This window comes from Sphingomonas sp., assembly GCF_019746665.1.
Lineage (GTDB): Bacteria > Pseudomonadota > Alphaproteobacteria > Sphingomonadales > Sphingomonadaceae > Sphingomonas.
In genome coordinates this window covers 106,303-127,307 of record NZ_JAIERS010000001.1, presented here as the reverse complement: position 1 = coordinate 127,307, position 21,005 = coordinate 106,303, and the positions used below count along the sequence as shown (strand labels likewise).

General features: G+C 68.4%; 22 protein-coding genes and 1 riboswitch. Of the genes, 16 read left to right on the top strand and 6 right to left on the bottom strand.

What is annotated here, in order from left to right:
• The first annotated feature begins 2 nt into the window (after nucleotides 1-2).
• A complete protein-coding gene (gene rlmB, locus K2X73_RS00605; protein ID WP_294107555.1) occupies nucleotides 3-740 on the top strand; it encodes a 23S rRNA (guanosine(2251)-2'-O)-methyltransferase RlmB in 738 nt (245 codons plus the stop codon).
• Nucleotides 741-921: 181 nt separating this feature from the next.
• Here rlmB and K2X73_RS00600 read toward each other — a convergent pair whose 3' ends face one another.
• The gene (locus K2X73_RS00600) at nucleotides 922-1,239 is read right to left on the bottom strand and encodes a 2Fe-2S iron-sulfur cluster-binding protein (protein ID WP_294107554.1); all 318 of its coding nucleotides are present in this window, start codon (nucleotides 1,237-1,239) and stop codon (nucleotides 922-924) included.
• 66 nt (nucleotides 1,240-1,305) lie between these two features.
• Here K2X73_RS00600 and K2X73_RS00595 point away from each other — a divergent pair, with 66 nt between their 5' ends.
• Nucleotides 1,306-1,926: a DNA-3-methyladenine glycosylase 2 family protein gene (locus tag K2X73_RS00595; RefSeq protein ID WP_294107549.1), complete on the top strand. Its 621-nt coding sequence runs from the start codon at nucleotides 1,306-1,308 to the stop codon at nucleotides 1,924-1,926.
• A 70-nt stretch (nucleotides 1,927-1,996) separates the two neighbouring features.
• On the opposite strand, the gene K2X73_RS00590 is transcribed toward K2X73_RS00595, so the two are convergent.
• Nucleotides 1,997-2,407, bottom strand: a complete 411-nt coding sequence (locus tag K2X73_RS00590; protein WP_294107547.1) for a DUF2147 domain-containing protein — start codon at nucleotides 2,405-2,407, stop codon at nucleotides 1,997-1,999.
• Nucleotides 2,408-2,432: 25 nt separating this feature from the next.
• Here K2X73_RS00590 and mtnP point away from each other — a divergent pair, with 25 nt between their 5' ends.
• The gene (gene mtnP / locus K2X73_RS00585; RefSeq protein WP_294107545.1) at nucleotides 2,433-3,296 is read left to right on the top strand and encodes an S-methyl-5'-thioadenosine phosphorylase; all 864 of its coding nucleotides are present in this window, start codon (nucleotides 2,433-2,435) and stop codon (nucleotides 3,294-3,296) included.
• An 86-nt stretch (nucleotides 3,297-3,382) separates the two neighbouring features.
• Nucleotides 3,383-4,720: an Nramp family divalent metal transporter gene (locus K2X73_RS00580; protein ID WP_294107543.1), complete on the top strand. Its 1,338-nt coding sequence runs from the start codon at nucleotides 3,383-3,385 to the stop codon at nucleotides 4,718-4,720.
• Between the two features lie 30 nt (nucleotides 4,721-4,750).
• On the opposite strand, the gene K2X73_RS00575 is transcribed toward K2X73_RS00580, so the two are convergent.
• The gene (locus K2X73_RS00575; protein ID WP_294107541.1) at nucleotides 4,751-6,193 is read right to left on the bottom strand and encodes a glycosyltransferase; all 1,443 of its coding nucleotides are present in this window, start codon (nucleotides 6,191-6,193) and stop codon (nucleotides 4,751-4,753) included.
• Between the two features lie 102 nt (nucleotides 6,194-6,295).
• Between K2X73_RS00575 and K2X73_RS00570 the strand changes: the two genes are divergently transcribed.
• The 10 genes from K2X73_RS00570 (at nucleotide 6,296) to K2X73_RS00525 (ending at nucleotide 16,174) form a co-directional block, all read left to right on the top strand.
• Nucleotides 6,296-6,865 (top strand): cytochrome b, encoded by a 570-nt coding sequence (locus K2X73_RS00570; RefSeq protein WP_294107539.1) that lies wholly within the window; start codon nucleotides 6,296-6,298, stop codon nucleotides 6,863-6,865.
• Nucleotides 6,866-7,107: 242 nt separating this feature from the next.
• On the top strand, nucleotides 7,108-7,797 hold the full coding sequence (locus tag K2X73_RS00565) for an endonuclease/exonuclease/phosphatase family protein (RefSeq protein ID WP_365980125.1): 690 nt from the start codon (nucleotides 7,108-7,110) through the stop codon (nucleotides 7,795-7,797).
• The gene (locus tag K2X73_RS00560; protein WP_294107534.1) at nucleotides 7,794-8,801 is read left to right on the top strand and encodes a glycosyltransferase family 9 protein; all 1,008 of its coding nucleotides are present in this window, start codon (nucleotides 7,794-7,796) and stop codon (nucleotides 8,799-8,801) included. The genes K2X73_RS00565 and K2X73_RS00560 overlap by 4 nt, the downstream gene beginning before the upstream one ends.
• Nucleotides 8,801-9,760 (top strand): glycosyltransferase family 4 protein, encoded by a 960-nt coding sequence (locus K2X73_RS00555; RefSeq protein ID WP_294107532.1) that lies wholly within the window; start codon nucleotides 8,801-8,803, stop codon nucleotides 9,758-9,760. Before K2X73_RS00560 ends, K2X73_RS00555 begins: the two co-directional genes overlap by 1 nt.
• On the top strand, nucleotides 9,760-11,616 hold the full coding sequence (locus K2X73_RS00550) for a glycosyltransferase (RefSeq protein WP_294107530.1): 1,857 nt from the start codon (nucleotides 9,760-9,762) through the stop codon (nucleotides 11,614-11,616). The genes K2X73_RS00555 and K2X73_RS00550 overlap by 1 nt, the downstream gene beginning before the upstream one ends.
• Nucleotides 11,613-12,314 carry an SDR family oxidoreductase gene (locus tag K2X73_RS00545; RefSeq protein WP_294107528.1) on the top strand — a complete coding sequence of 234 codons (702 nt, stop codon included), beginning with the start codon at nucleotides 11,613-11,615 and terminating at the stop codon, nucleotides 12,312-12,314. Before K2X73_RS00550 ends, K2X73_RS00545 begins: the two co-directional genes overlap by 4 nt.
• Nucleotides 12,311-13,048: an HAD family hydrolase gene (locus K2X73_RS00540; RefSeq protein WP_294107526.1), complete on the top strand. Its 738-nt coding sequence runs from the start codon at nucleotides 12,311-12,313 to the stop codon at nucleotides 13,046-13,048. Before K2X73_RS00545 ends, K2X73_RS00540 begins: the two co-directional genes overlap by 4 nt.
• The gene (gene rfaE2, locus K2X73_RS00535; RefSeq protein ID WP_294107524.1) at nucleotides 13,045-14,520 is read left to right on the top strand and encodes a D-glycero-beta-D-manno-heptose 1-phosphate adenylyltransferase; all 1,476 of its coding nucleotides are present in this window, start codon (nucleotides 13,045-13,047) and stop codon (nucleotides 14,518-14,520) included. Before K2X73_RS00540 ends, rfaE2 begins: the two co-directional genes overlap by 4 nt.
• Nucleotides 14,517-15,542 carry a glycosyltransferase family 9 protein gene (locus K2X73_RS00530; RefSeq protein ID WP_294107522.1) on the top strand — a complete coding sequence of 342 codons (1,026 nt, stop codon included), beginning with the start codon at nucleotides 14,517-14,519 and terminating at the stop codon, nucleotides 15,540-15,542. The genes rfaE2 and K2X73_RS00530 overlap by 4 nt, the downstream gene beginning before the upstream one ends.
• Nucleotides 15,539-16,174 carry a beta-phosphoglucomutase family hydrolase gene (locus tag K2X73_RS00525; RefSeq protein ID WP_294107520.1) on the top strand — a complete coding sequence of 212 codons (636 nt, stop codon included), beginning with the start codon at nucleotides 15,539-15,541 and terminating at the stop codon, nucleotides 16,172-16,174. The genes K2X73_RS00530 and K2X73_RS00525 overlap by 4 nt, the downstream gene beginning before the upstream one ends.
• A gap of 1 nt (nucleotide 16,175) precedes the next feature.
• Here K2X73_RS00525 and K2X73_RS00520 read toward each other — a convergent pair whose 3' ends face one another.
• The 3 genes from K2X73_RS00520 to K2X73_RS00510 all read right to left on the bottom strand — a co-directional run bounded on the left by K2X73_RS00520 (nucleotide 16,176) and on the right by K2X73_RS00510 (nucleotide 19,877).
• Entirely contained in the window at nucleotides 16,176-18,128 is a 1,953-nt protein-coding gene (locus tag K2X73_RS00520) for a TonB-dependent receptor (RefSeq protein ID WP_294107519.1), read from the bottom strand.
• Nucleotides 18,129-18,234: 106 nt separating this feature from the next.
• Nucleotides 18,235-18,442: riboswitch (cobalamin riboswitch) on the bottom strand.
• Between the two features lie 29 nt (nucleotides 18,443-18,471).
• Complete coding sequence (locus K2X73_RS00515; protein ID WP_294107518.1) at nucleotides 18,472-19,089, bottom strand: glutathione S-transferase N-terminal domain-containing protein; 618 nt, start codon at nucleotides 19,087-19,089, stop codon at nucleotides 18,472-18,474.
• Nucleotides 19,090-19,106: 17 nt separating this feature from the next.
• Nucleotides 19,107-19,877 (bottom strand): enoyl-CoA hydratase/isomerase family protein, encoded by a 771-nt coding sequence (locus K2X73_RS00510; protein ID WP_294107516.1) that lies wholly within the window; start codon nucleotides 19,875-19,877, stop codon nucleotides 19,107-19,109.
• 311 nt (nucleotides 19,878-20,188) lie between these two features.
• Here K2X73_RS00510 and K2X73_RS00505 point away from each other — a divergent pair, with 311 nt between their 5' ends.
• Together K2X73_RS00505 and K2X73_RS00500 are read left to right on the top strand one after the other, a co-directional pair.
• Nucleotides 20,189-20,575, top strand: a complete 387-nt coding sequence (locus K2X73_RS00505) for a hypothetical protein (RefSeq protein ID WP_294107514.1) — start codon at nucleotides 20,189-20,191, stop codon at nucleotides 20,573-20,575.
• A 79-nt stretch (nucleotides 20,576-20,654) separates the two neighbouring features.
• The gene (locus K2X73_RS00500; RefSeq protein ID WP_294107512.1) at nucleotides 20,655-21,005 is read left to right on the top strand and encodes a glycine zipper 2TM domain-containing protein; all 351 of its coding nucleotides are present in this window, start codon (nucleotides 20,655-20,657) and stop codon (nucleotides 21,003-21,005) included.

Here is a 21,005-nt window from a genome sequence, read left to right as displayed (position 1 = left end):
TCATGGCTAAGCGCGGCCGTCCGACCGGCTCTCCCCAGCGGCCGCGCTTCTGGGGGCGGCACGCGGTCTATGCCGCGCTCGACAATCCGGCGCGCCAGGTGCGCAAGCTGTGGATCACGCGCGAGGCGGCGTCGCTGATCGTGATGCCGGAAGACGTGCCGACGGTGTATGCCGACGTCGCTGATCTCGCGCGGCTGGTGCCGAATGACGCGCCGCATCAGGGCTTGGTGTGCGAGGTCGATCCGCTGGACGATGTGTTCCTGGACGAGCTGCTGGGTGAGGAGAGCCCAGCGCGGCCGCTGCTGGTGCTCGACCAGGTGACCGATCCGCACAATGTCGGCGCGATCCTGCGCTCGGCCGCCGCCTTCGATGCGGTGGGGATCGTGACGCAGGACCGCCACTCGCCGCCCGAATCGGGGGTGGTGGCGCGCGCGGCCTCGGGCGCGTTGGAGGTGGTGCCGTGGGTGCGGGTGGTGAACTTGGCGCGCGCGCTCGATGAGATTGCCGAGGCGGGTTATTGGCGCATCGGGTTAACCGGGGCGGCGAAGCTCACGCTCGGCGAGGCGCTGAAGGGCGGGGGTAAGACCTGCCTCGTGCTCGGCGCCGAAGGCGAGGGGATGCGCCAGAATACCGAGGCGCATTGCGACGCCCTCGCCCGGCTGCCGATTTCGGACAAGGCGGAGAGCCTGAACGTCTCCAACGCCGCCGCGATCGCGCTTTATGCGGTGGCGACGCGATAGGGGCTGGCGGCCAAGGCGCGGCCATTATCGAAATGTCTTCCTTCCCCGGCGAAGGCCGGGGTCCAGTCGCGCAACGTGGGAAACGTCGCGCGACGCCTGCTCGCGGCGGCCGCTGGGCCCCGGCTTTCGCCGGGGCGACGGGAAAACGGTGATCGGGCGCGGCCCCCCAAAGAGGCCCCCCTCAATCCTCCGCGGCGATCCGCACCTTCAGCCCGTCGAGCGCGTCGGTGAACGGGATTTGGCAGGAAAGCCGGCTGGTCGCATCACGATCGGCCGAGCTGTCCAGCAGGTCGTTCTCGTCCAGGCTGATCTTGGGTAGTTTGTCCGCAAATTCCGGGTCGACATGCACGTGGCAGGTCGCGCAGCTGCAGCAGCCGCCGCACAGCGCCAGGATTTCGTCGATCCCGGCGTCGCGGATCACTTCCATCACCGAAAGGCCCGCCTCGCCCGTGATCGTCTTTTCTTCCCCATTGCGCATCACGACGATAAGCTGCGGCATGTCTATCTCCTCTCAGGCGTCCCATGCGCCTTGCCGCGTGGGCGCGGTGTTTTCAAGGCGGTGCTTATGGGCCTGAGCGCCGAGCGCCTACGCGCCGGGGTCGACGCGCTCGCCGCGCTCGAGCCGGCTTTCGCGCGTGCCCTGGACCGTGCCGGCTATCCGGAGCCGCGCCTGCGCGATCGTGGCTATGCCACCTTGCTGCGCACGATCGTCGGCCAGCAGGTGAGCGTGGCGGCGGCCGCCTCGATCTGGCGCAAGCTGGAGGCGCTCGGTGATCTGACGGACCCCGCCGTGCTCGCCGCCGCCAGCATCGAGGAACTGCGCGCGGTGGGCCTATCGCGGCAAAAGGCGAGCTATGCGCATAGCCTTGCCGAGGAAGTGACGAGCGGGCGGCTCGATTTCGCGGCCCTTCCGACGGATGACGAGGAAGCCATCGCCCAGCTCGTGCGGGTGAAGGGCATTGGTCGCTGGTCGGCGGAGATTTACCTGCTGTTCGCCGAGGGGCGCGGTGACATCTGGCCGGCGGGCGACCTCGCGGTGCAGATCGAAATCGGGCGGATCTTGGGCCTTGAGGCGCGCCCAAGCGAGAAGCGCACGCGCGAGCTCGCCGAAGCCTGGCGCCCGCACCGGGGCGCGGCGGCCATATTCGCCTGGCACCATTATAAGGTGGACATGGAAGTCGTTTGATTTGGGTTCAGGCGGTGGCGTGGAGATCGCTGCTCCCTCAGGGCTTAGCCTTGCTTCTCCTCGAACGCTCCTATCGCGCGGCTTTCCAGTTCTGCGTCTGGCAGAAAATCCCCCAGCACCCCTTCACCTCGAGCGAGCCGTCGGGCAGCCGGCGCAGGATCGAGCGATAATCGCGGCCCTCTTCAGGGTTATAGATGCGCCCGCGCCAGTCGCGCCCGGTGTCCTTGAAGCTCGATAGGATCGTCAGCCCCACGATCGGGCGGGTGCGCAGCGCGGGATCGGGATTGCGGATGTCCAGCCCATTGCCCTCGGTGAAGGGCTTCAACGCCTTGGAGACCTTGCCGCACAGCACGCCGCCCCCGCATGGCGCGATCGTCACGATCGCCTTGCCTTCCTTCGTCACCCATTGCCCCGTGATCGGCTCGGCGGCATGAGCGGCGACGGGCAGGGCGGCGAGCAGCGCCAGGCAATAGAAACGCATCAACATTCTCCATCGGAGCGAGCAAATGGGGTGGACGATCGGCATTATCGGCGGTTCCGGGCTTTACGCGATCGAGGGGCTCGAACAAGCCGAATGGCGCCGGGTCGATACGCCCTGGGGCAACCCCTCCGACGAAATCCTGTTCGGCCGGGTCGGCGAGGTCGAGCTGCGCTTCCTGCCGCGCCACGGCCGGGGGCATGTGATCTCTCCCGGCGAGATCAACGCCCGCGCCAATATCGATGCGCTGAAGCGCAGCGGTTGCACCGATATCCTCGCGATCAGTTCGATCGGATCGCTGCGCGAGGAGCTGGAGCCGGGCCGGTTCGTGATCGTCGACCAGTTCATCGATCGCACCCAGGGGCGCGTATCGAGCTTCTTCGGATCGGGTCTGGTCGCGCATGTCTCGATGGCCGAGCCGGTCTGCCCGCGCCTGTCGGGCTTCGCGGCGGCGGCGGTGGCGCGCGCGGGCGGGCAGGTGGCCGACGGCGCGACCTATATCGCGATGGAGGGGCCGCAATTCTCCACGCGTGCCGAAAGCCTGCTTTACCGGCAATGGGGGGCGGACGTGATCGGGATGACCGCGCTGCCCGAGGCTAAGCTCGCGCGCGAGGCCGAGCTACCCTATGCGCTGATCGGCATGGTCACCGATTATGATTGCTGGCGCGAAAGCGAGGCGCCGGTGGAAGTGAGCGAGGTGATCGCGCAGATGCACGCGAATGGCGATCTCGCCCGGCGCACCGTCGCCGAGTTCCTGCGCGCGCTGCCGCCCGAGCGCGCGCCCTCGCCGATCGACCGGGTGCTCGATCATGCGCTCATCACCGATCCAGCGCGCCGCGATCCGGCGCTGGTGGCCAAACTCGACGCAGTCGCGGGCCGGGTGCTGGGCTGAACGATGCTTCCCCCCGGCTTTATGGGAGGATTTTGTCAAAGGGCGTCGATTGCATCGCTCCCGCCGCTCGCCCACATGACCCTGCGATGAGCCCGCCGCCCTTCGCCGCCGAGCCGAGCGCCGCTTTCGCCGCGCCCGAGCCGGTGCGGCCGTCGCTCAGCGAGGCGTATCGTAGCGTGCCCGTGCAGGGCGCCTGGTGGCGGCGGCTATTCGCGTTCAGCGGCCCCGGCTTCCTCGTCGCGGTCGGCTATATGGACCCGGGCAATTGGGCGACCGACATCGCCGGCGGCTCGGCCTATGGTTATCGCCTGCTCGTCGTGATCCTGGCGGCGAACCTGATGGCGATGCTGCTCCAGGCGCTCGCCGCGCGGCTGGGGGTGGTGAGCGGGATGGATCTGGCGCAGGCGTGCCGCGCCCGCTACCCGCGCCCCGTCGCGCTCGCGCTGTGGGTGTTGTGCGAACTGGCGATCATCGCCTGCGATCTGGCCGAGGTGCTCGGCACCGCCATCGCGCTGCAATTGCTGTTCGGTCTGCCGCTGCTCGCCGGGGTAATCCTCACCGGGTTCGACGTGCTGGTGATCCTGGGGCTGCAGCGCTGGGGGTTTCGTCTGCTCGAGGCGTTTATCGTCACGCTGCTGGTCGTGATCGCGGGCTGCTTCGCTTATGAACTGGCGGTGGCGCAGCCGGCGCTGGGCGCGGTGCTGGGCGGGCTCGCGCCCGATCCGGCGATCGTCACCGATCCCAAGCTGCTCTATCTGGCGATTGGCATTCTGGGGGCGACGGTGATGCCGCATAACCTCTATCTTCACAGCGCGATCGTGCAGACCCGCGCCTTCGCCCGCGACGAGGCCGGCAAGCGCCAGGCGATCCGGCTGGCGACGATCGACTCGACGCTCGCGCTGTTCGTCGCGCTGTTCATCAACGCGGCGATTCTGATTCTGGCGGCGGCCGCGTTCCATGGCGCCGGGCGCACCGACGTGGTGGCGATCGACCAGGCCTATCACTTGTTGTCGCCGCTGCTCGGCGCGGGGGCGGCGAGCGTGGTGTTCGCGGTGGCGCTGCTCGCCTCGGGGCAGAACAGCACGATCACCGGCACGCTTGCGGGGCAGATCGTGGCGGAGGGGTTTCTCGATCTGAAGCTCCCCGTCTGGCTGCGGCGGCTGCTGACGCGGGCGATCGCGATCCTGCCTGCGATCGCGGTGGTCGGCTGGATCGGAGATAAGGGTGCCACCGATCTGCTGGTGCTGAGCCAGGTCGTGCTCAGCCTGCAACTGCCCTTCGCGGTGGTGCCGCTGGTCGCCTTCACCGCGGACCGGCGGGTGATGGGCAACCTCGCCGCGCCACGCTGGCTGAGCGCGCTTGCTTGGGGCACGGCGGCGCTGTTGATCGGGCTGAACCTGACGCTGTTGCTAAGCTTGCGGTAACGCCGGGCGGCGCCAATCCTCGCGCCGTCGCTATCGCCCCACTTCCACCCCGATCGCGGTGCGCTGTTGCCAGCCCCAGGTCTCGCGGCCCGTCAGGAAGGCGTGCCAGCCCCATAGCGCGCCGATGTGGCGCAGCAGCTGGAAGGTGAACGGCTCCAACAGCGAGGCGAGCATCGCCGCGCCCAAGCCCAGGCCTTCGTGCTTGCCCGTCCAACGGCGGTAGAGATGGATCGACCAGAGGTGATAGCCGAGATCGAGCGCGACCTTCGCCAGCATCACCGCCAGCACCGCGCTCGCCACGAACAACCGACCTGTCACCAGAAGCGTCAACAGCACCCCGAAGGCGGTGATGCCGTAGATCGGCTGGAGCGTGTCGAGCGTCTTCACCGGCATGTGCGCGCGGCCGAGCGCGCCGAAATGCGGGTTGCCGATCATGTCGCGGTTCCAGAATTGGGTCTGGAGATAGCCGCCGAACCAGCGCCGACGCTGCTTCAGGAAGCCGATCAGCGACGCCGGCGCATCGGTGCGGGCGGTCGCTTCGCCCACCACCGCCACCCGCCAGCCAAGCCCGCCATCGGCCGAATGGCGGTGCAGCCGGTGAGTCAGCTCATAATCCTCGACCAGGCACAGCGGATCGAACCCGCCAACGGCGAGCAGCGCTTCGCGCCGATAGGCCCCGAACGCGCCCGACACCAAGAGCAGGCTGTTCACCCGGCCCCAGGCGTAGCGCGACAAGAAGTTGCGGACATATTCGTAGCGCTGGAACCATTCGAAGAAGCGGCCCTTCAGGCTGGGGCCGCAGATCGGGGTCAAAACGCCGGTCGCCGCGACCAGATGGGGGTCGCCCGCGAACGCCGCGCGCATCGCGCCCAGCGCGCCCGGATCGACCAAGGTATCGGCATCGATCGTCATCACCAGATCGGTGTCGAGCCACAGCATCGCCTGATTGAGCGCGCGCGCCTTGCCGCCATGCGGCAGCCGCAGCCAGCGCAGCCGCGGTTCGCCGGGGGCGGGATCGCTCATCACCCCGACGGGCGGCGGCGCCAGTCGATAGAGGCTTTCGAGCACGGCGGCGGTCTCGTCGGTCGATCCGTCGTCGGCGATCAGGATCGTCTCGGGCGGCCGGTCTTGGCCAAGCAGATGATCGATCGTGATCTTCAGTACCCCCGCCTCGTTATGCGCGGCGATGATCGCACCAAGCGTCGGCGGCGGATCGACCGTCGCCATCGGGGTCGGCTGCGGCCGGGTGAGCGCGCCGATCTTGCGCCCGGTGAACGCCAGCAGCGCGCTGTCGTAAAGAATATAAGCGAGACCGACCGACCAACCGGCGAGCCCGGCCCGAAAAAACGCCTGCGCCGTCAGCAGTACGAACAGCAGCGCCCCTGCGAAGGCGATCAGGTAAGCGGATGCCGGCACCGGTCGCGGCGAGAGGCGGGGCGATTCGATCGCCAGATTGCGACTTAAGGCGTTCAAGGGTCATCTCGATTTGCAGGCGGCGAGGCAGGCGCTAAGGTAAGATCGAAACGCGCCGTCGCTAGTGTCGGCGAGCGCACGACCGGCAGTAGGGAGCAAGTGATGCCGCGCCGCTACAGCAATCTTGCGATCACATTGCACTGGCTGATCGCGATCGCGGTAATCGCCAATGTCGCGCTCGCCTGGATCTGGCCGACCGTGCCCGATGCGCAGGTGCGACCGCTGATCGACAGCCACAAGTCGCTCGGGATCACGATCCTGGCGCTCGCGCTGCTGCGGCTTTTGTGGCGGCTGGCGCACCGCCCGCCGGCGCTGCCGCCGAGCTATAAGCCGTGGGAGAAGAACCTGGCCCATGCCGCCCATTGGGGGCTGTATTTCATCATCTTCGCCATGCCGATCACCGGCTGGGTGATGGACTCGGCTTGGGATCGAGCGGCGCAGAACCCCAATTACTGGTTCGGGCTGTTCGAATGGCCACGCCTGTCCTTCGTCATGGCGCTCGATCCGGCCACGAAGAAACAGGTGCACGACATTTTCGGTGAAGCGCATGAACTGATCGCGAAGCTCGTCTATTTGCTCGTCGTGCTGCACATCGCCGGCGCGCTCAAGCATCAGTTTTTGGATGGCAAGCGTGAGCTGCAGCGCATCTGGTATTGGGGTCGCCCAGATTAGGAGGCGGGCGACCCTGATCGAACTTTGCCCGTAACGAATAATTGTCAATGCTCTGAATTAATTGCCTTTATAAAAATTAGTGCTGCAAGGAATATATTCTACCACGGCAGTTCTCGTCATGAATAGATCGCTCCGGTTGGCCTAAAGAAAGTTTCGGAACCGGACGTGCCCCTCACGAATTGAGGGAAGCGATCAATAACGGCTGACCAACGCTCGTTGGATCGGCCTTCCGCGAGCGAAACATGGCCGGTAATTGCTTGAAATTGATGCAAGTTAACATTGCTGGCCCTAACCAGCGTCTTGCGTCGTTGAAAGAGCGTATTGGCGAAATCGTTGCACTTGTTGATCAGCACGAAATCGAAATCGTCGCGGTCCAGGCCGGGGTTGACGCCGACGGGAACGATGCACCCCTGACGGCGCTCGGCGCCGCCCTTTCTGAGCATGGCCAGGTCGCCACCGCCGGCGGAATCGCGTTGCTTACGAAAGTGCCGATGGCCGATGCGCGGGCAGTGCCGCTGCGCCAGCTCGGCCTGCCCGACGATCCCTTCGAGCGCGAACTGCTGATAGTCGAGCTGGCGCCCGATGGCCCCGTGATCGCGATCGGGCATTTTTCATGGGCGGACAAGCAAGCCGAGGCGAATGTCGCGGACACGCTCGGCGCGCTGAGCGGCATGGGCGACGTGCTGCTGGTGGGGGACTTCAACCAGCCGCCCGAAAGCGCCGCGCTAGCCGCGTTCGCCGAAGCAGGCTTCGTCGATTGCTGGCCGCGTCTGAACCGCGCGCGATCGGGCTTCAGCTATCCGGCGCCCACGCCCGATCGGCGGATCGATTATGTGCTGGAGCGCGCCGAAGCGCCAATGGTAACCGCGCTCGACCTCGTAGCCGGCGGCTTTTCCGACCACGCCGCGCTGATCGCGAGGATCGAACGGTGAGCGGGCGTATTCTGGTGATGCGCGCGCTCGGCGGGCTGGGTGACGTGCTAACGGCAGTGCCCGCGCTCAAGCGGCTGCGCCATGCGCATCCCGAGGCCGAGATCACCTATCTGGGGCTCGAACAGGTGCGTCCGGTGGTCGCGCGCTATCCCGAGTTGATCGACGCTTTCCTGCCGTTCCCGGGCTTTCCCGGCATTGTCGAGCAACCCTTCGCGATTGACCGGCTGAGCGATTTCCTAGCCGAACGCGCGGCGGCGCCCCGGTTCGATCTGGCGATCCAGATGCATGGCAGCGGCAGCGTATCGAACGTCTTCACCGCGCTGTTCGGCGCGGCGCGCTTCGCGGGCTATCATGTGCCGGGACTTTGGGCGCCGGAGGGCAGCGCGCCGTTCCCCGATCACCTGCGCGAGGCCGATCGCTGGCTCGCGTTGGTCGAGCGGCTCGGCTGCACCGAGGGCGATGCCGCGCCCGATTTCCCGATCACCACCGCCGATCGCGCCGCGCCCGACGCCTTGGGGCTCGGCCGGGGTTATGCGGTGATCCATCCCGGCGCGAGCGATCCCGTGCGACGCTGGCCGCCCGAACGCTTCGCGGCGGTCGCCGACATGCTGGCGCGCGCCGGCCATGCGATCGTGCTGACCGGCACCCCGAACGAGGCGGCGGTGGTCGAAGCGGTCGCCGGGAGCATGGCCGCGCCCGCCGCCAATCTGTGCGGCGGAACGACGCTTGGCGAGATGGCCGGGGTCGTCGCCGGGGCGGCGCTGGTGATGACCAACGACACCGGCACCGCGCATCTGGCCGAAGCGTTCGGCACGCCGAGCGTCACCATCTTCATCGCCTCCGATCCCGCGCGCTGGGGGGCAGCCGATCGCCTGCGCCACGTCGCGGTCGGGCGCGGCGTGCCCGATGTGCCGATCGGCGTGCCGCCGCACGGCATCGCCCCGAGCCTGCCGAGCGTCGACCAAGTGATGGCGGCGGTGACAAGCCTGATGGAACTCGTGTGATGCGCCGGCTCCGCATCCTCACCTGGCACGTCCACGGCAGCTATCTCTATTATCTCACACACGCGCCGCATGACTTCTTGCTGCCGGTCACGCCCGAGCGGGGCGAGGGGCATGGCGGGCGCACCCCCAATTTCGCCTGGGGGGCGAATGTTCATGAGGTGCCGGTCGAGCGGCTGGCGACTGAGCGGTTCGACGTGGTGCTCTATCAGTCGCATCGCAACTGGCGGGTCGATCGGCTGAACCTGCCGCCCGCGCTGCGCGCGCTGCCGGCGGTGTATCTGGAGCATGATCCGCCGCGCGACAGCCCGACGGAAACGCGCCACCCGGTCGACGATCCGCGCGTCCAGATCGTCCATGTAACCCATTTCAACGCCTTGATGTGGGACAATGGAGCGAACCCGGTGGCGGTGATCGACCACGGCGTCCCCGACCTGGGCCATCGCTATTCGGGCGAGATCGAGCGCGGGCTGGTGGTGGTGAACGGGCTCGCGCGGCGTGGACGGCGGCTCGGCGCCGATGTGTTCGCGCGCGCGCGGGCGCGGTTGCCGCTCGATCTGGTTGGGATGTACGCCGAGGAAGCCGGTGGCATCGGCGAGGTGCCGCTCGCCGAGCTGCCCGATTTCGCCGCGCGCTACCGCTTCTTCTTCCACCCGATCCGCTACACGAGCCTCGGCCTCGCGCTGCTCGAGGCGATGATGCTCGGCCTGCCAATCGTCGGCCTCGCGACCACCGAACTGCCGACGATCATCAGGAATGGCGAGAACGGCTTCATCGCGACCGGCGAGGCCGAATTGCACGATGCGATGCGCCGGCTGCTCGCCGATCCGGGGCTGGCGCGCGCGCTTGGTGAAGGCGCGCGAGCGACCGCGCTCGCGCGCTTCGGGATCGAGCGTTTCGCGCGCGAGTGGGACCAGCTGCTGCGGCACGTCGCCGCCGGCGCGATCGAAAGGGCGGCGTGATGTACATCGCGATGATCAGCGAACATGCCTCCCCGCTCGCCACGCTCGGCGGCGCGGATGGTGGCGGGCAGAATGTCTATGTCGCCCAACTCTCGCGGCAATTGGCGGCGCTGGGCCACCGGGTCGATGTATTCACCCGGCGCGAGGACGCGGGCGTCCCCCAACTCACCGATTTCGCGCCCGGCGTGCGGGTCGTGCAGGTGGTGGCCGGGCCGGCGCGCGTGATCCGCAAGGAGAAGCTGCTGCCGTTGATGGACGGCTTCGCCGACGAGATGCGCGATTTCTTCGCGATCCACGGCGCGCCCGATCTGATCCACGCGCATTTCTTCATGTCTGGCCTCGTCGGGATCGACCTTGCCCGCGCCTTCGAGATTCCCGCGGTGGTGACGTTCCACGCGCTCGGCAAGGTTCGCCGGTTGCACCAGCAGGCGGCGGACGGCTTCCCGGACGCGCGCTTCACGATCGAGGAGCGCATCGTCGCCGAAGCCGACCGGGTGATCGCCGAATGCCCGGAGGATGAACGTGATCTGCTCGCGCTCTATGGCGCCGATCCGCTGCGGCTGCGGATGGTGCCGTGCGGTTTCGATCCCGACGAATTCGTGCCGCTGGATAAGGCCGAGGCGCGCGTCGCGCTCGGCCTGCCGGCGGACGCGCCGATCGCGCTGCAGCTCGGGCGGATGGTGCCGCGCAAGGGTGTCGATACCGCGATCGAAGCACTCGCCTTCGCGCAGAGGGACGCGCGGCTGGTAGTGGTCGGCGGCGCGTCACCCGAGCCCGATCCAGCGCGCGATCCCGAACTCGCGCGCCTGATCGCGGTCGCCGAGCGGGCCGGGGTGCGCGAGCGCGTCATCTTCACCGGCAGCCGCGGGCGCGATGTCCTGAAGCTGTATTATGGCGCGGCGGACGTGTTCGTCACCGCGCCGTGGTACGAGCCGTTCGGCATTACGCCCCTGGAAGCGATGGCGTGCGCGCGGCCGGTGATCGCCTCGGACGTGGGCGGGCTCCGCTACACGGTCGCCGAGGGCGAGACCGGGCTGCGCGTGCCACCGCGCGATCCGGCGCGGCTCGGTGCCGCGATGCGCGCGCTGCTCGGCGATCCCGCGCGGGCCGAGGGGATGGGGCGGGCGGGGCTCGCCCGGGTGCGCGAACGCTTCACCTGGCGCCAGGTCGCGCTGCAGATGGAGGAGGTGTACCGCGAAACCCTCGCCAAACGCGCCGGCGCCGGCATCGCCCGGCTCGATCCGCGCAGCGATTCAGGCGTGATCGATCAGGCCTTCGCGCTGTTGTCGGAAACACTCGCCCGCTCGCGCTATCTGCTGGGCGAGCCGATCAAGGCGGCGGCCGAGATCGTCGCCGGGGCGCTGCTCAACGGCCAGAAGGTGCTGGTGTGCGGCAACGGCGGGAGCGCCGCCGACGCGCAGCATTTCGCCGCCGAGTTCGTCGGACGCTTCAAGAGCGACAGTCGCCGCGCGCTGCCGGTGATCGCGCTCGGCGCCGACACTGCTTTCGTCACCGCCTGGGCGAACGACATCGGCTATCACGACGTGTTCGCGCGCGGGGTACGCGCCTTTGGCCAGCCGGGGGACGTGCTCGTCGCGATCAGCACGAGCGGCCGCTCCAAGAATGTCGTCGCCGCGATGCGCGAGGCGCGCGAACGGGGTTTGAAGACCGTCGCGTTGCTCGGCGGCGCCTTGAGCCCGTGCGTCGCGCTCGCCGATGCCGCCGTCCGCGTTCCCTCGACCGACACCGCTCGCATCCAGGAGGTACAAAGCTTGGCCCTGCATCTGATCTGTGAACTCGTCGAAGCCCGCGCGCTCGCCGCCCCCGCCAGCACGCTCGAAGAGGTGGTGTCGTGATCGCGGGCGGGCGGATCATCGTGACGGGCGGGGCGAGCGGCCTCGGCGCCGAGATCGCGCGGGTGCTTGCTGAAGCCGGCGGCAAAGTGATCATCGCTGATCTACAGGCCGAAGCCGCCGAGGCGATCGCCGCCGAAATCGGCGGCGAGGCCTTCACCCTCGATCTCACCGACGCCGAGGCGTGCCGAGTACTGATCGATCGCGTCGCGAGCGATGGCGGGCTCGACGTGCTGGTCAACAATGCCGGCACCGATAAGACGCTCTCGATCGAGGAGCTCGATCAGGCCGATTTCGACCGTGTGATCGATGTGAACCTGCGCGCGCCCTTCGCGCTGGCCAAGGCGGCGTTTCCGCATCTGCAGGCGAAGGGGCGGGGGGCGGTCATCAACATCGTCTCCACGGCGGCCAAGCGCGCCTGGGCGAACGCGAGCGCCTACCACGCCAGCAAATGGGGGCTGCTTGGCCTGTCCCATGCGATGCATGTCGAGGGGCGGCCGCTGGGCATTAAAGTGACGGCGCTGCTGGCCGGCGGGATGCGCACGCCGTTCATTCTCGATCGCTTCCCCGATACCCCGCTCGAAAACCTGCAAGACCCGCGCGCGGTGGCGGAAACTGTGCGCTTCCTGATCGAACAACCGGCCGACACGGTGATCCCCGAACTGCTGGTCGTGCCGATGCGCGAGACGAGCTGGCCATGAAGGCGGTGTTTCTCGACAAGGACGGAACGCTGATCGAGGACGTGCCGTACAATGTCGATCCGGGCCGTATCACGCTGAAGGCCGGCGCGCGCGAGGGCGTGTGCGCGCTGGCGGCGGCGGGGTATAAGATCGCGGTCGTCACCAACCAGTCGGGCATCGCGCGGGGGCTGTTCGAGCCTCGCGCGCTCGGGCCGGTCGCGATCCGGTTGCAGATGATGCTTGGGGTTCAGTTCGCGGGATTTTTCCACTGCCCGCACCATCCTGAAGGCGTGGTTCCGTCCTATGCGATGACCTGCACCTGCCGCAAGCCGCAGCCGGGCATGATCCTGAACGCTGCGCGCGCGATCGGGGCCGATCCCGGCCAAAGCTGGATGATCGGGGATATTCTCCACGATGTGGAAGCGGGCAATCGGGCCGGATGCCGCACGGTGTTGATCGACAATGGCGGCGAGACCGAATGGGCGGACGGCCAGTATCGGCGGCCGACCTTCATCGCGCGAGATCTGGCCGAAGCGGCGCGCATCGTTTTGGACGCCGATTGGCAAAGCTCCGCCCCTGCAAGGGGAGGTATCGCCCGCGAAGCAGGTGACGGAGGGGTGTCCCCGGCCGATCGAGGGTGTCACCCCTCCACCATTCGCTGCGCGAATGGTCCCCCGCCCCCTACGGGGGAAGACCTCATAAGCCCTGTACTGAAGCGGACAGCTGGCCTTCCGACGGAAGGAGTAGCGGCATGAACCTCACCGACTGGGTCGCCCGTTTCGCCCGCTTGCGCGTGCTGGTGATCGGCGAGGCGATGCTCGACAGCTATCTCGGCGGCAGCGTCGGGCGGGTGTGTCGCGAGGCGCCGGTGCCGATCGTCGCGCTGAATGAGCGCAACGATGTGCCCGGGGGCGCGGCGAACACGGCGGTCGCGGTCGCCGCGCTCGGCGCGCGCTGCGCCTTCCTGTCGGTGGTCGGCGCCGACGAGGCGGGGGTGATCCTGGCCGAGAAGCTCGCCGATGCCGGCGTCGAGACCGATGGACTGCTCGCGGCACCGGGACGCGAGACGATCGTCAAGCAGCGGATCAGCGCGCGCGGCCAGCTGCTGCTTCGCCTCGACCGGGGGAGCGAGGGCGACCTGCCCGACCTGATCGAGCGCCGCTTGATCGAAGCGCTCGGCAAGGCGTGGGAGGCGGCCGATGCGGTGATCGTCTCCGATTATGGCTATGGCATCTGCACCGATCGCGTGATCACGGCGGTCGCGCAGCTCCAGCGCCGCAGCCCGCGCGTGCTTGTCGCCGATGCCAAGGATTTGGGACGTTGGGCGGGGGCGGGGCTGAGCGCCGCCAAACCCAATTATGCCGAGGCGATCGCGCTGCTCGGGCTGGGCGCGGTCGAGGGGATCGACCGGGTCGAGCAGATCGTCGCGGCGCGCGAGATACTCGCGGCGCACACGGGCGCGCAATTGCTCGCGGTGACGCTCGATACGTCGGGCGCGGTGCTGCTCGAGCCCGGCTGCGAGCCCTATCGCACCTTCACCAGCCCCGCGCCGGACAGCCATGCGGCGGGCGCGGGCGACACCTTCACCGCCGCGTTCGCCTGCGCGCTCGCCGCCGGCGCGCATAGCGCAAACGCCGCCGACATCGCTGCCGCCGCCGCCGCCGCCTGCGTCGGGACCGCCGGCACCACCACTTGCACCGCCGAGATGCTCCACGAACGCGTGGCGGGCGAGGCCAAGCTCGCCGGCCCAGCGAGCGTCGCCGCGCAGGTCGCGGCGTGGCGGGCGGAAGGCAAGCGGATCGTCTTCACCAACGGGTGTTTCGACCTTCTCCACCACGGCCATATCTCCTACCTCAACCGCGCCAAGGCGCTGGGGGACGTGCTGATCGTCGGGCTTAATTCCGATGCGAGCGTGCGCGCGCTCAAAGGTCCGCGTCGGCCGATCAACCCGGAAGGGGACCGCGCGGCGGTGCTCGCGGCGCTCGGTTGTGTCGATCTGGTGGTGCTGTTCGAGGAGGCCACGCCCGCGCGGCTGATCGAGGCGATCCGCCCCGATCTGTTCGTGAAGGGCGGCGACTATACCATCCCCACCCTGCCCGAGGCGCCGCTTGTCCAGCGGCTGGGGGGCGAAGTGAAGCTGCTCGATTTCCTGGACGACCGTTCGACGACGAGCATCATCGACCGCATCCGCGCGAGTTACGACGCGCCGCAGGTGGCGGAGCGGTGACACGCGCGCTCGCGATCCGGCTCGACGCGATGGGCGATGTGCTGATGACGACGCCCGCGCTGCGGGCGATGCGCGCACATGTCGATAACCTGACGCTGCTCACCTCACCCGCTGGGGCGGGGGTGGCGGCGCTGGTGCCCGAAGTGGATGCGGTGATCGCTTATGAAGCGCCGTGGATGAAGGCCGGGGCGCCGCATCCGGCGGAGGCCGATCACGCGCTTGTCCAACGACTTGCCGCGCAGCAATTCGATATCGCGGTGGTGTTCACCGTGTTCAGCCAGACGCCGTTCCCGGCGGCGATGCTCGCGCATCTCGCGGGTATCCCGCGGATCGCCGCGCATGTCCGCGAGCGCGCCTATAAGCTGGTGAGCGACGCGGTGGACGAGACCGAGCCCGAGCGCGGCATCCGTCACGAGGCGCAGCGCCAGCTCGATCTGGTCGCGAGCCTCGGCTGGCGGAGCGACGATACGCGGCTGGGAATCGCGGTGCCCGAAGCGGCGCGGCAACGGGTCGCGCCGCTGCTTCCCCCGGGGCGCTGGATGGCGGTCTCGCCAGGGGCCAGCGCGCCCTCGCGCCGCTATCCGCCCGCGCTGTTCGGCGCGGCGCTGCGCCAGCTGGCGGGGGAGGGGTGGCGGTTCCTGGTGACCGGCAGCGGCGAGGAAGCGTCGATCGTCGACGCCGTGATCGCCGCCGCCGGCGCCGGCCAATCGCTCGCCGGGCAATTGTCGCTCGCCGAACTGGCGGCGGTGATCGCGGCGGCGCCGGTGCTGATCGCGAACAATAGCGGCCCGGCGCATCTGGCGGCGGCGGTCGGCACGCCGCTGGTCGATCTCTACGCGCTCACCAACCCGCAGCACACGCCCTGGCAGGTGCCGCACCGCGTACTGTGGCGCGATGTCGCGTGCCGATGGTGCTATGCCTCGGTCTGCAAGACCGGGCATCATCTCTGCCTGGAGGGAGTCGCGCCCGATCAGGTCGCGACCGCCGCGCGCGAGCTGGCGGCGCTCCGGCTGGCGGCATGAAGGCGCTGATCTTCGATCTCGACGGCGTGGTCGCGGACAGCGCCGCCGCGCATCGCCGATCCTGGGCACGGCTCGCGGGCGAGGAGGGCGTGGCGTTCGACGATCACGCCGCCCGCGCGCTGCTGGGGCTGACGCGCGAGGATTCGCTCACCGTGTTCCTCGGCGATCGCGTGCTGGACGCGGATCAGCGCACCGATTGGCTGGCGCGCAAGCAGCGCTACTTCCTTGATGAACTGGTGCGGATGAGCCCGGACGACGCGCTGCCCGGCGTCCGCGATCTGCTGGCCGAAGCCACGCGGGTGGGGATGCCCTGCGCGCTCGCCTCGTCCAGCCGCAACGCCCGGGCGGTGCTCGACCGGCTGCGGCTCGCCCACGCCTTCGCCTTCGTCGCCGATGGGGCGAGCGTCGCCGCGCCCAAGCCCGCGCCCGACATCTTCCTGCTCGCAGCGCGTGCGCTCGGCGTGCCGCCGGCCGAGGCGCTGGTGATCGAGGACTCAGCGGCCGGCGCCGAGGCCGCGCTTCGCGGCGGCTTCGCGCTGGTGACGGTCGGCCCCGAACGCCTCTCGCCGTGCCATTTCGAGAGCCTTGCCGGGGTGACGCTGACCGAACTGGGCCGCGCCACCCCGGGCTGAATTACAGTCCCACCCGCACCCCGCCGTAAACGGCGCGACCGGGCTGGCCATATTGGCTGATCGTCTGATAGCGGGTGTCGAACGCATTCTCGACCCGCCCGTAGATCTGAACCCCGCGTGTGACCGGAAAGGCGGCGCGCAGATCGAGCAGGGTATAGCCCGCCAGCCGCACCCGGTTGGCGCCGTCGTTGAGGCTGGGGCCGAGATTCACCAGCGTCGCCCCCGTCTCCAGCCCGAACCGCCAGCGATGATCAAGGTTGAGCGTAAAGCTCTGCGACGGGCGGTTGGGCAGGCGCAGCCCGGCATTGGCGCCCGCGCGGGCGCGGCTGTCGATATAGCTGTAGCTCGCGCTCAGCGTCAGCGCGTCGGTTGGCCGCAGCGCGAGCGTCGCCTCCAGCCCCTCGGCGCTCGCGCGGGCGACATTGTCATAGGTGCCGAACGGGCGTCCGGTGCAGACGCCGGTCAGCGGACGCGGGCAGGAGACGAAGATGATCTGGTCGCGCGCGGTGCGGCTGAACCAGGTCGCGCTCGCCTCGATCCTGCCACCGAGCAGCCGCTGGGCGAGGCCGATGTCCCAGCCCTCCGAGGTTTCGGGGCGTAGCAGCGGGTTGCCGAAATCGCTTTGCAGCTGGAACAGGCTCGGCGCCTTGAAGCCCTGCGTCCAACTGCCGCGCAGCGTCGTGCCGCGCCGCGTATAGACCCCACTCGCCGCGCCGGTGACGATGCCGCCGAAGCGGTTGTGCGAATCATAGCGCACGCCGCCGGTCAGGTTCAGCCCGGCGAGCGGGCTCACCAGCAACTGGCCATAGCCGCTGTCGATGCTGGCGCGGGCGCGGCTGATGGGGCCGCCGGTGGTGCCGGTCGCGTAGCGGCTGATCTCGCGCTCGGCGCCGAAGGTCGCGGTCACGCGGCCAAGGTCGAGCACGCCCTGATAATCGAAGCGGATGTTGCGCCCGGTGCTGGCGAAAGTTTCGCGCAAGCCCCCGCCGCTTGGGTCGAGATTGCGGCGGCGGATATTGGTGAGCGCATAGCCGATGCGGTTGCGCAGCCGTCCGCCCAGCGTCGCCCAGTTGACCCCGGCATAGCCCAAGGCCTGTTTGGCGACACTATATTCAGGCGTGTCGCCAAAGGCGAAGGTCGGCGGGGCGAAGCCGTCGAAATCGGTGCGGCTGTCGGCATAGAAGCCGCGCAGATCGACCGAGAGCGTGTTGGTGAGCGCCAGGTTGACGCTGGCATTGCCGGCATAATGGCGGAAGCCATCGGCCTCGCGTCCGCCGGCGAAGGCGGAAATGCCGTTCGTTTGATACCAGCCGCCGCCGATGCTCGCGCGCAGCGGCCCCGCCTTGCCCGACACATTGGCGAAGGCCTGGCCGGTGCCATAGGTGCCGCCTTCGGCCCGGGCGTTGAGAGCGAGTTGTTCGGTCGGTTGGCGGGTGATGATGTTCACCACCCCGCCGATCGCCTGGCTGCCCCACAGCACCGATTGCGCGCCGCGCACCACCTCGATCCGGGCGATGTTGCCGACGAGCAGCTGGCCGAAATCGAACCCGCCCGCCGGGGTCGAGGGATCGTTGAGCTTGATGCCGTCGATCAGCGCGGCCGTCTGGTCGCTCTGCGCGCCGCGGATGCTCACCGAGGTGACGGTGCCGGCGCCACCATTGCGGATCACGGTGACGCCTGGGGTCTGGCGCAGCAGGTCGCTGACGATCGCGGACTGCCGCCGGGCGATCTCGGCGCTGTCGAGCACCGTCACCGCCTGGCCGACGGTATCGAGCCGTTGGACGAGGCGGCCGGCGGTGACCGTTACCTCGGCGTCGCTCGCCTGGGCTTGTTCGAGCGCGCCGTTCGATTGCGCCGCGGCGGGCGCCGCGCTGTCCTTGGTGTCGGTGGATTGAGCATAAGCGGGCGCGGCCGCCAACGGCAGCGCCAGGATCAGTGATGAAAAGCGGTTCATGGTTCCTCCCCGCGTTACAACCATGATGCGCAGGCACGAGGCCACGCACCGAGCGATGTCGTCACGCGAGGAAAAACCCCGTTCGCCTGGCACACCCCGTCCACGCGAAGGACCGACCGCGGCAGGCAGGTCTCCTGGCTCCCGGGTCAGCGCCTTGGCTCCGGCCTTCCCAAACCGCACGGGGTTCAGTGGCACGCGAAGGGAGCAAGGCTCGCCGGTCACAGTTGCGGGGGCAGCCCCGGACTATAGGATTGCGCCTAGTTCCGGGTTCCCTTTCAATCCCATCGCTGGGAACCTGCCGCAGGGGTGGTGTTAAGCCGCTTTGCCGTGATCGGCAAGCCGCTCAACCACTCGCGAGCGCGGTGGTGCGTTCGATCGCGCGCTGGAAGGCGGGGCGCGCCTCAAGGGCGTCGTACCAGCGTTGCACATTGGGTGCCCCGTCGATCGGCACCTCGGCGAACTGGCGGCGCCACAGCCAGCCGAAATGGGCGATATCGGCGATCGTCAGCGCGTCACCGGCGACGAACTCCTGGGTCGCGAGCAGATCGTTGAGCACGCCGACGATCCGCACCGCTTCATTGCCGAAGCGATCGATCGCGAGCGGGATCGGCTCGGGCGCGAACTTGCGGAAGAAGCCGGCATTGCCGAACGCCGGCCCAAGTCCGGCGGCGTTGAAGAACAATTGCTCGAAGGTGCGCGCCCGCGCCGGGCCGCTCGCCGGGAGCAGCTTGCCGCTCTTTTCGGCGAGATACACCAGGATCGCCGCGCTTTCGCTCAGCACCAGATCGCCATCGACCAGCACCGGCACCTTGGCATTGGGGTTGAGCGCGACGAACTCGGGCGCCTTCTGCTCGCCCTTGCGGATGTTGACGCCGTGCAGCTCGTAGTCGAGCCCCATCTCCTCCAGCGCGATCGGCACCTTCACGCTGTTGGGCGTGGAAAAAGCATAGACTTTCAGCATGATCGTTCCTCCCGGTCTCAGCCCTGCGCCGCCATCCGCCGCGCAACTTCGGCGGCGCTGATGCCTTCGAGCGCGAGCCCCATCGTGGTGCCTTCATCAATCACCCGGCGCAGCTTCTGGGTCAGCGCGATCCGGGTATAGCGGCTGGTGAGCGGCGGCAGCGCGGCGATGCCATCGGCAATTTCATGCGCGCGGGCGAGCAGCCGGTCGGCGGCGACGATCTCGTTCACCACGCCATAATCCTTCGCGGTCTCGGCATCGAGCACTTGCCGCGTCAGCACGAAATAGCGCCCGCGGATCGAGCCGATCACCTCGGGCCACAGCAGGTGGATGCCGTCGCCGGGGACGATGCCGAAGTCGAAATGTGGCTTGTCCTGAAACACGGTTTCGGGGGTGGCGAGGATGATGTCGGTCAGCAGCGCATATTCGCTGTGCAGCAGCACCGGCCCGTTGAGCGCGGTGATCATCGGCACCTCGATGTCGAGGATGTTCGACAGCACCTTGCGCCCTTCGCGCAGGATCTTGTCATAGCCCTCAGGCGTGAAGAAATCGAAGCCTTCGGGGTCGATCGCGTCCATGAAAGCGTCGCCGGTGCCGGTGAGGATCACCACCCGGTTATCGCGATCCTCGCCCACCTGGTGGAACAGCTCGACGAACTCCTCATGCGTGTGGCCGTTGAACACCAGCTTGCTGCCGCTCGTGTGCAGCGCGATTTCGAGCACACCATTGTCCTTGCGCGTCAGCTTCGCGTGCGGGAAGGCGTTCTGATAGGTTGCGAACTTGGCCATCATGTCCTCCATCGGCCCGACTACTTTCCGGGCCGAGGGATCAGATAGCGCACCGTGGCGGTGATGAGATTGTACCATGTTGTGATAAAGCCTATTCCCCGGCGGAATGGCTCGGCGGCGCATGGCGAAAAAGGGACGCAAACCGCACGGCCTGTCGCAACGATCCGATGCGCGCCGCTTATCGCTTCGCGAGCGGCCCGGTGGCACGACCCGGCCCGCCGGGGGCTCTGACGGTCCAGCGCGCCAGTTTGGGTGCGGAACCGGCGCGCGGCACGGCGCTTCCCTTGGTATCACCCCAAGGAGGTTGCGGCATGATCTACAAGCGTTTGGGCCTGGGTCTCGGGCTGTTCTCGATCGCGCTGGGCTTGACCGAGCTATTCGCCGCCAAGCGCGTTACGGGCGCGCTGAAGGCGGAGGGAAGCGAGGGGCTGGTGAAGGCGTTCGGCGCGCGTGAACTCGCCGCCGGCGCGGCGCTCGTGGCGGCGCCGGCCGTCTCCACCGGGGTCTGGGCGCGCGTCGCCGGGGATGCGCTCGACCTCGTCGGGGTTGGCGCGGCGCTTCGCCGGTCGCCCCGGAATGGTTGGGGCTGGGGCGCGCTCGGCTTCGTCGTCGCGGCGACGGCGCTCGACATCTTCGTCGCGCGCGGGCTCGACCAGACCACCGGGCGGATGCTGCCCGACAAGACCCGAAAGTCCTGACTCCCCGCATTGATGCCGCGCCGGCGCAACCAACCGCCCGCTTGGGTCATTTAACCAGCATCAATCAAGGAGGTGCGTGATGCGGAAATTATTGCTCGCCGCGGCGACGGCCGTGGTCGTCTCGGGCTGTTCGACTTATGGCGACGGTTATGGCCGGCCCTATTACGCGGACAGCTATTATCGGGATGGACCCGGCTATTCGGAGCGCGCGCTGCGCCGCAACGACCGCGTCTATCGTGGCCGCGATGGCCGCTATTATTGCCGCCGTAACGACGGCACCACCGGGCTGATCGTCGGCGGCGCGGCGGGCGGTCTGCTTGGCAACATCATCGCCCCGGGTGGCTCGAAGACGCTCGGCACGATCCTGGGCGCGGCGGGTGGCGCCGCGATCGGCAACTCGGTCGATCGCGATCAGGTTCGCTGCCGCTGA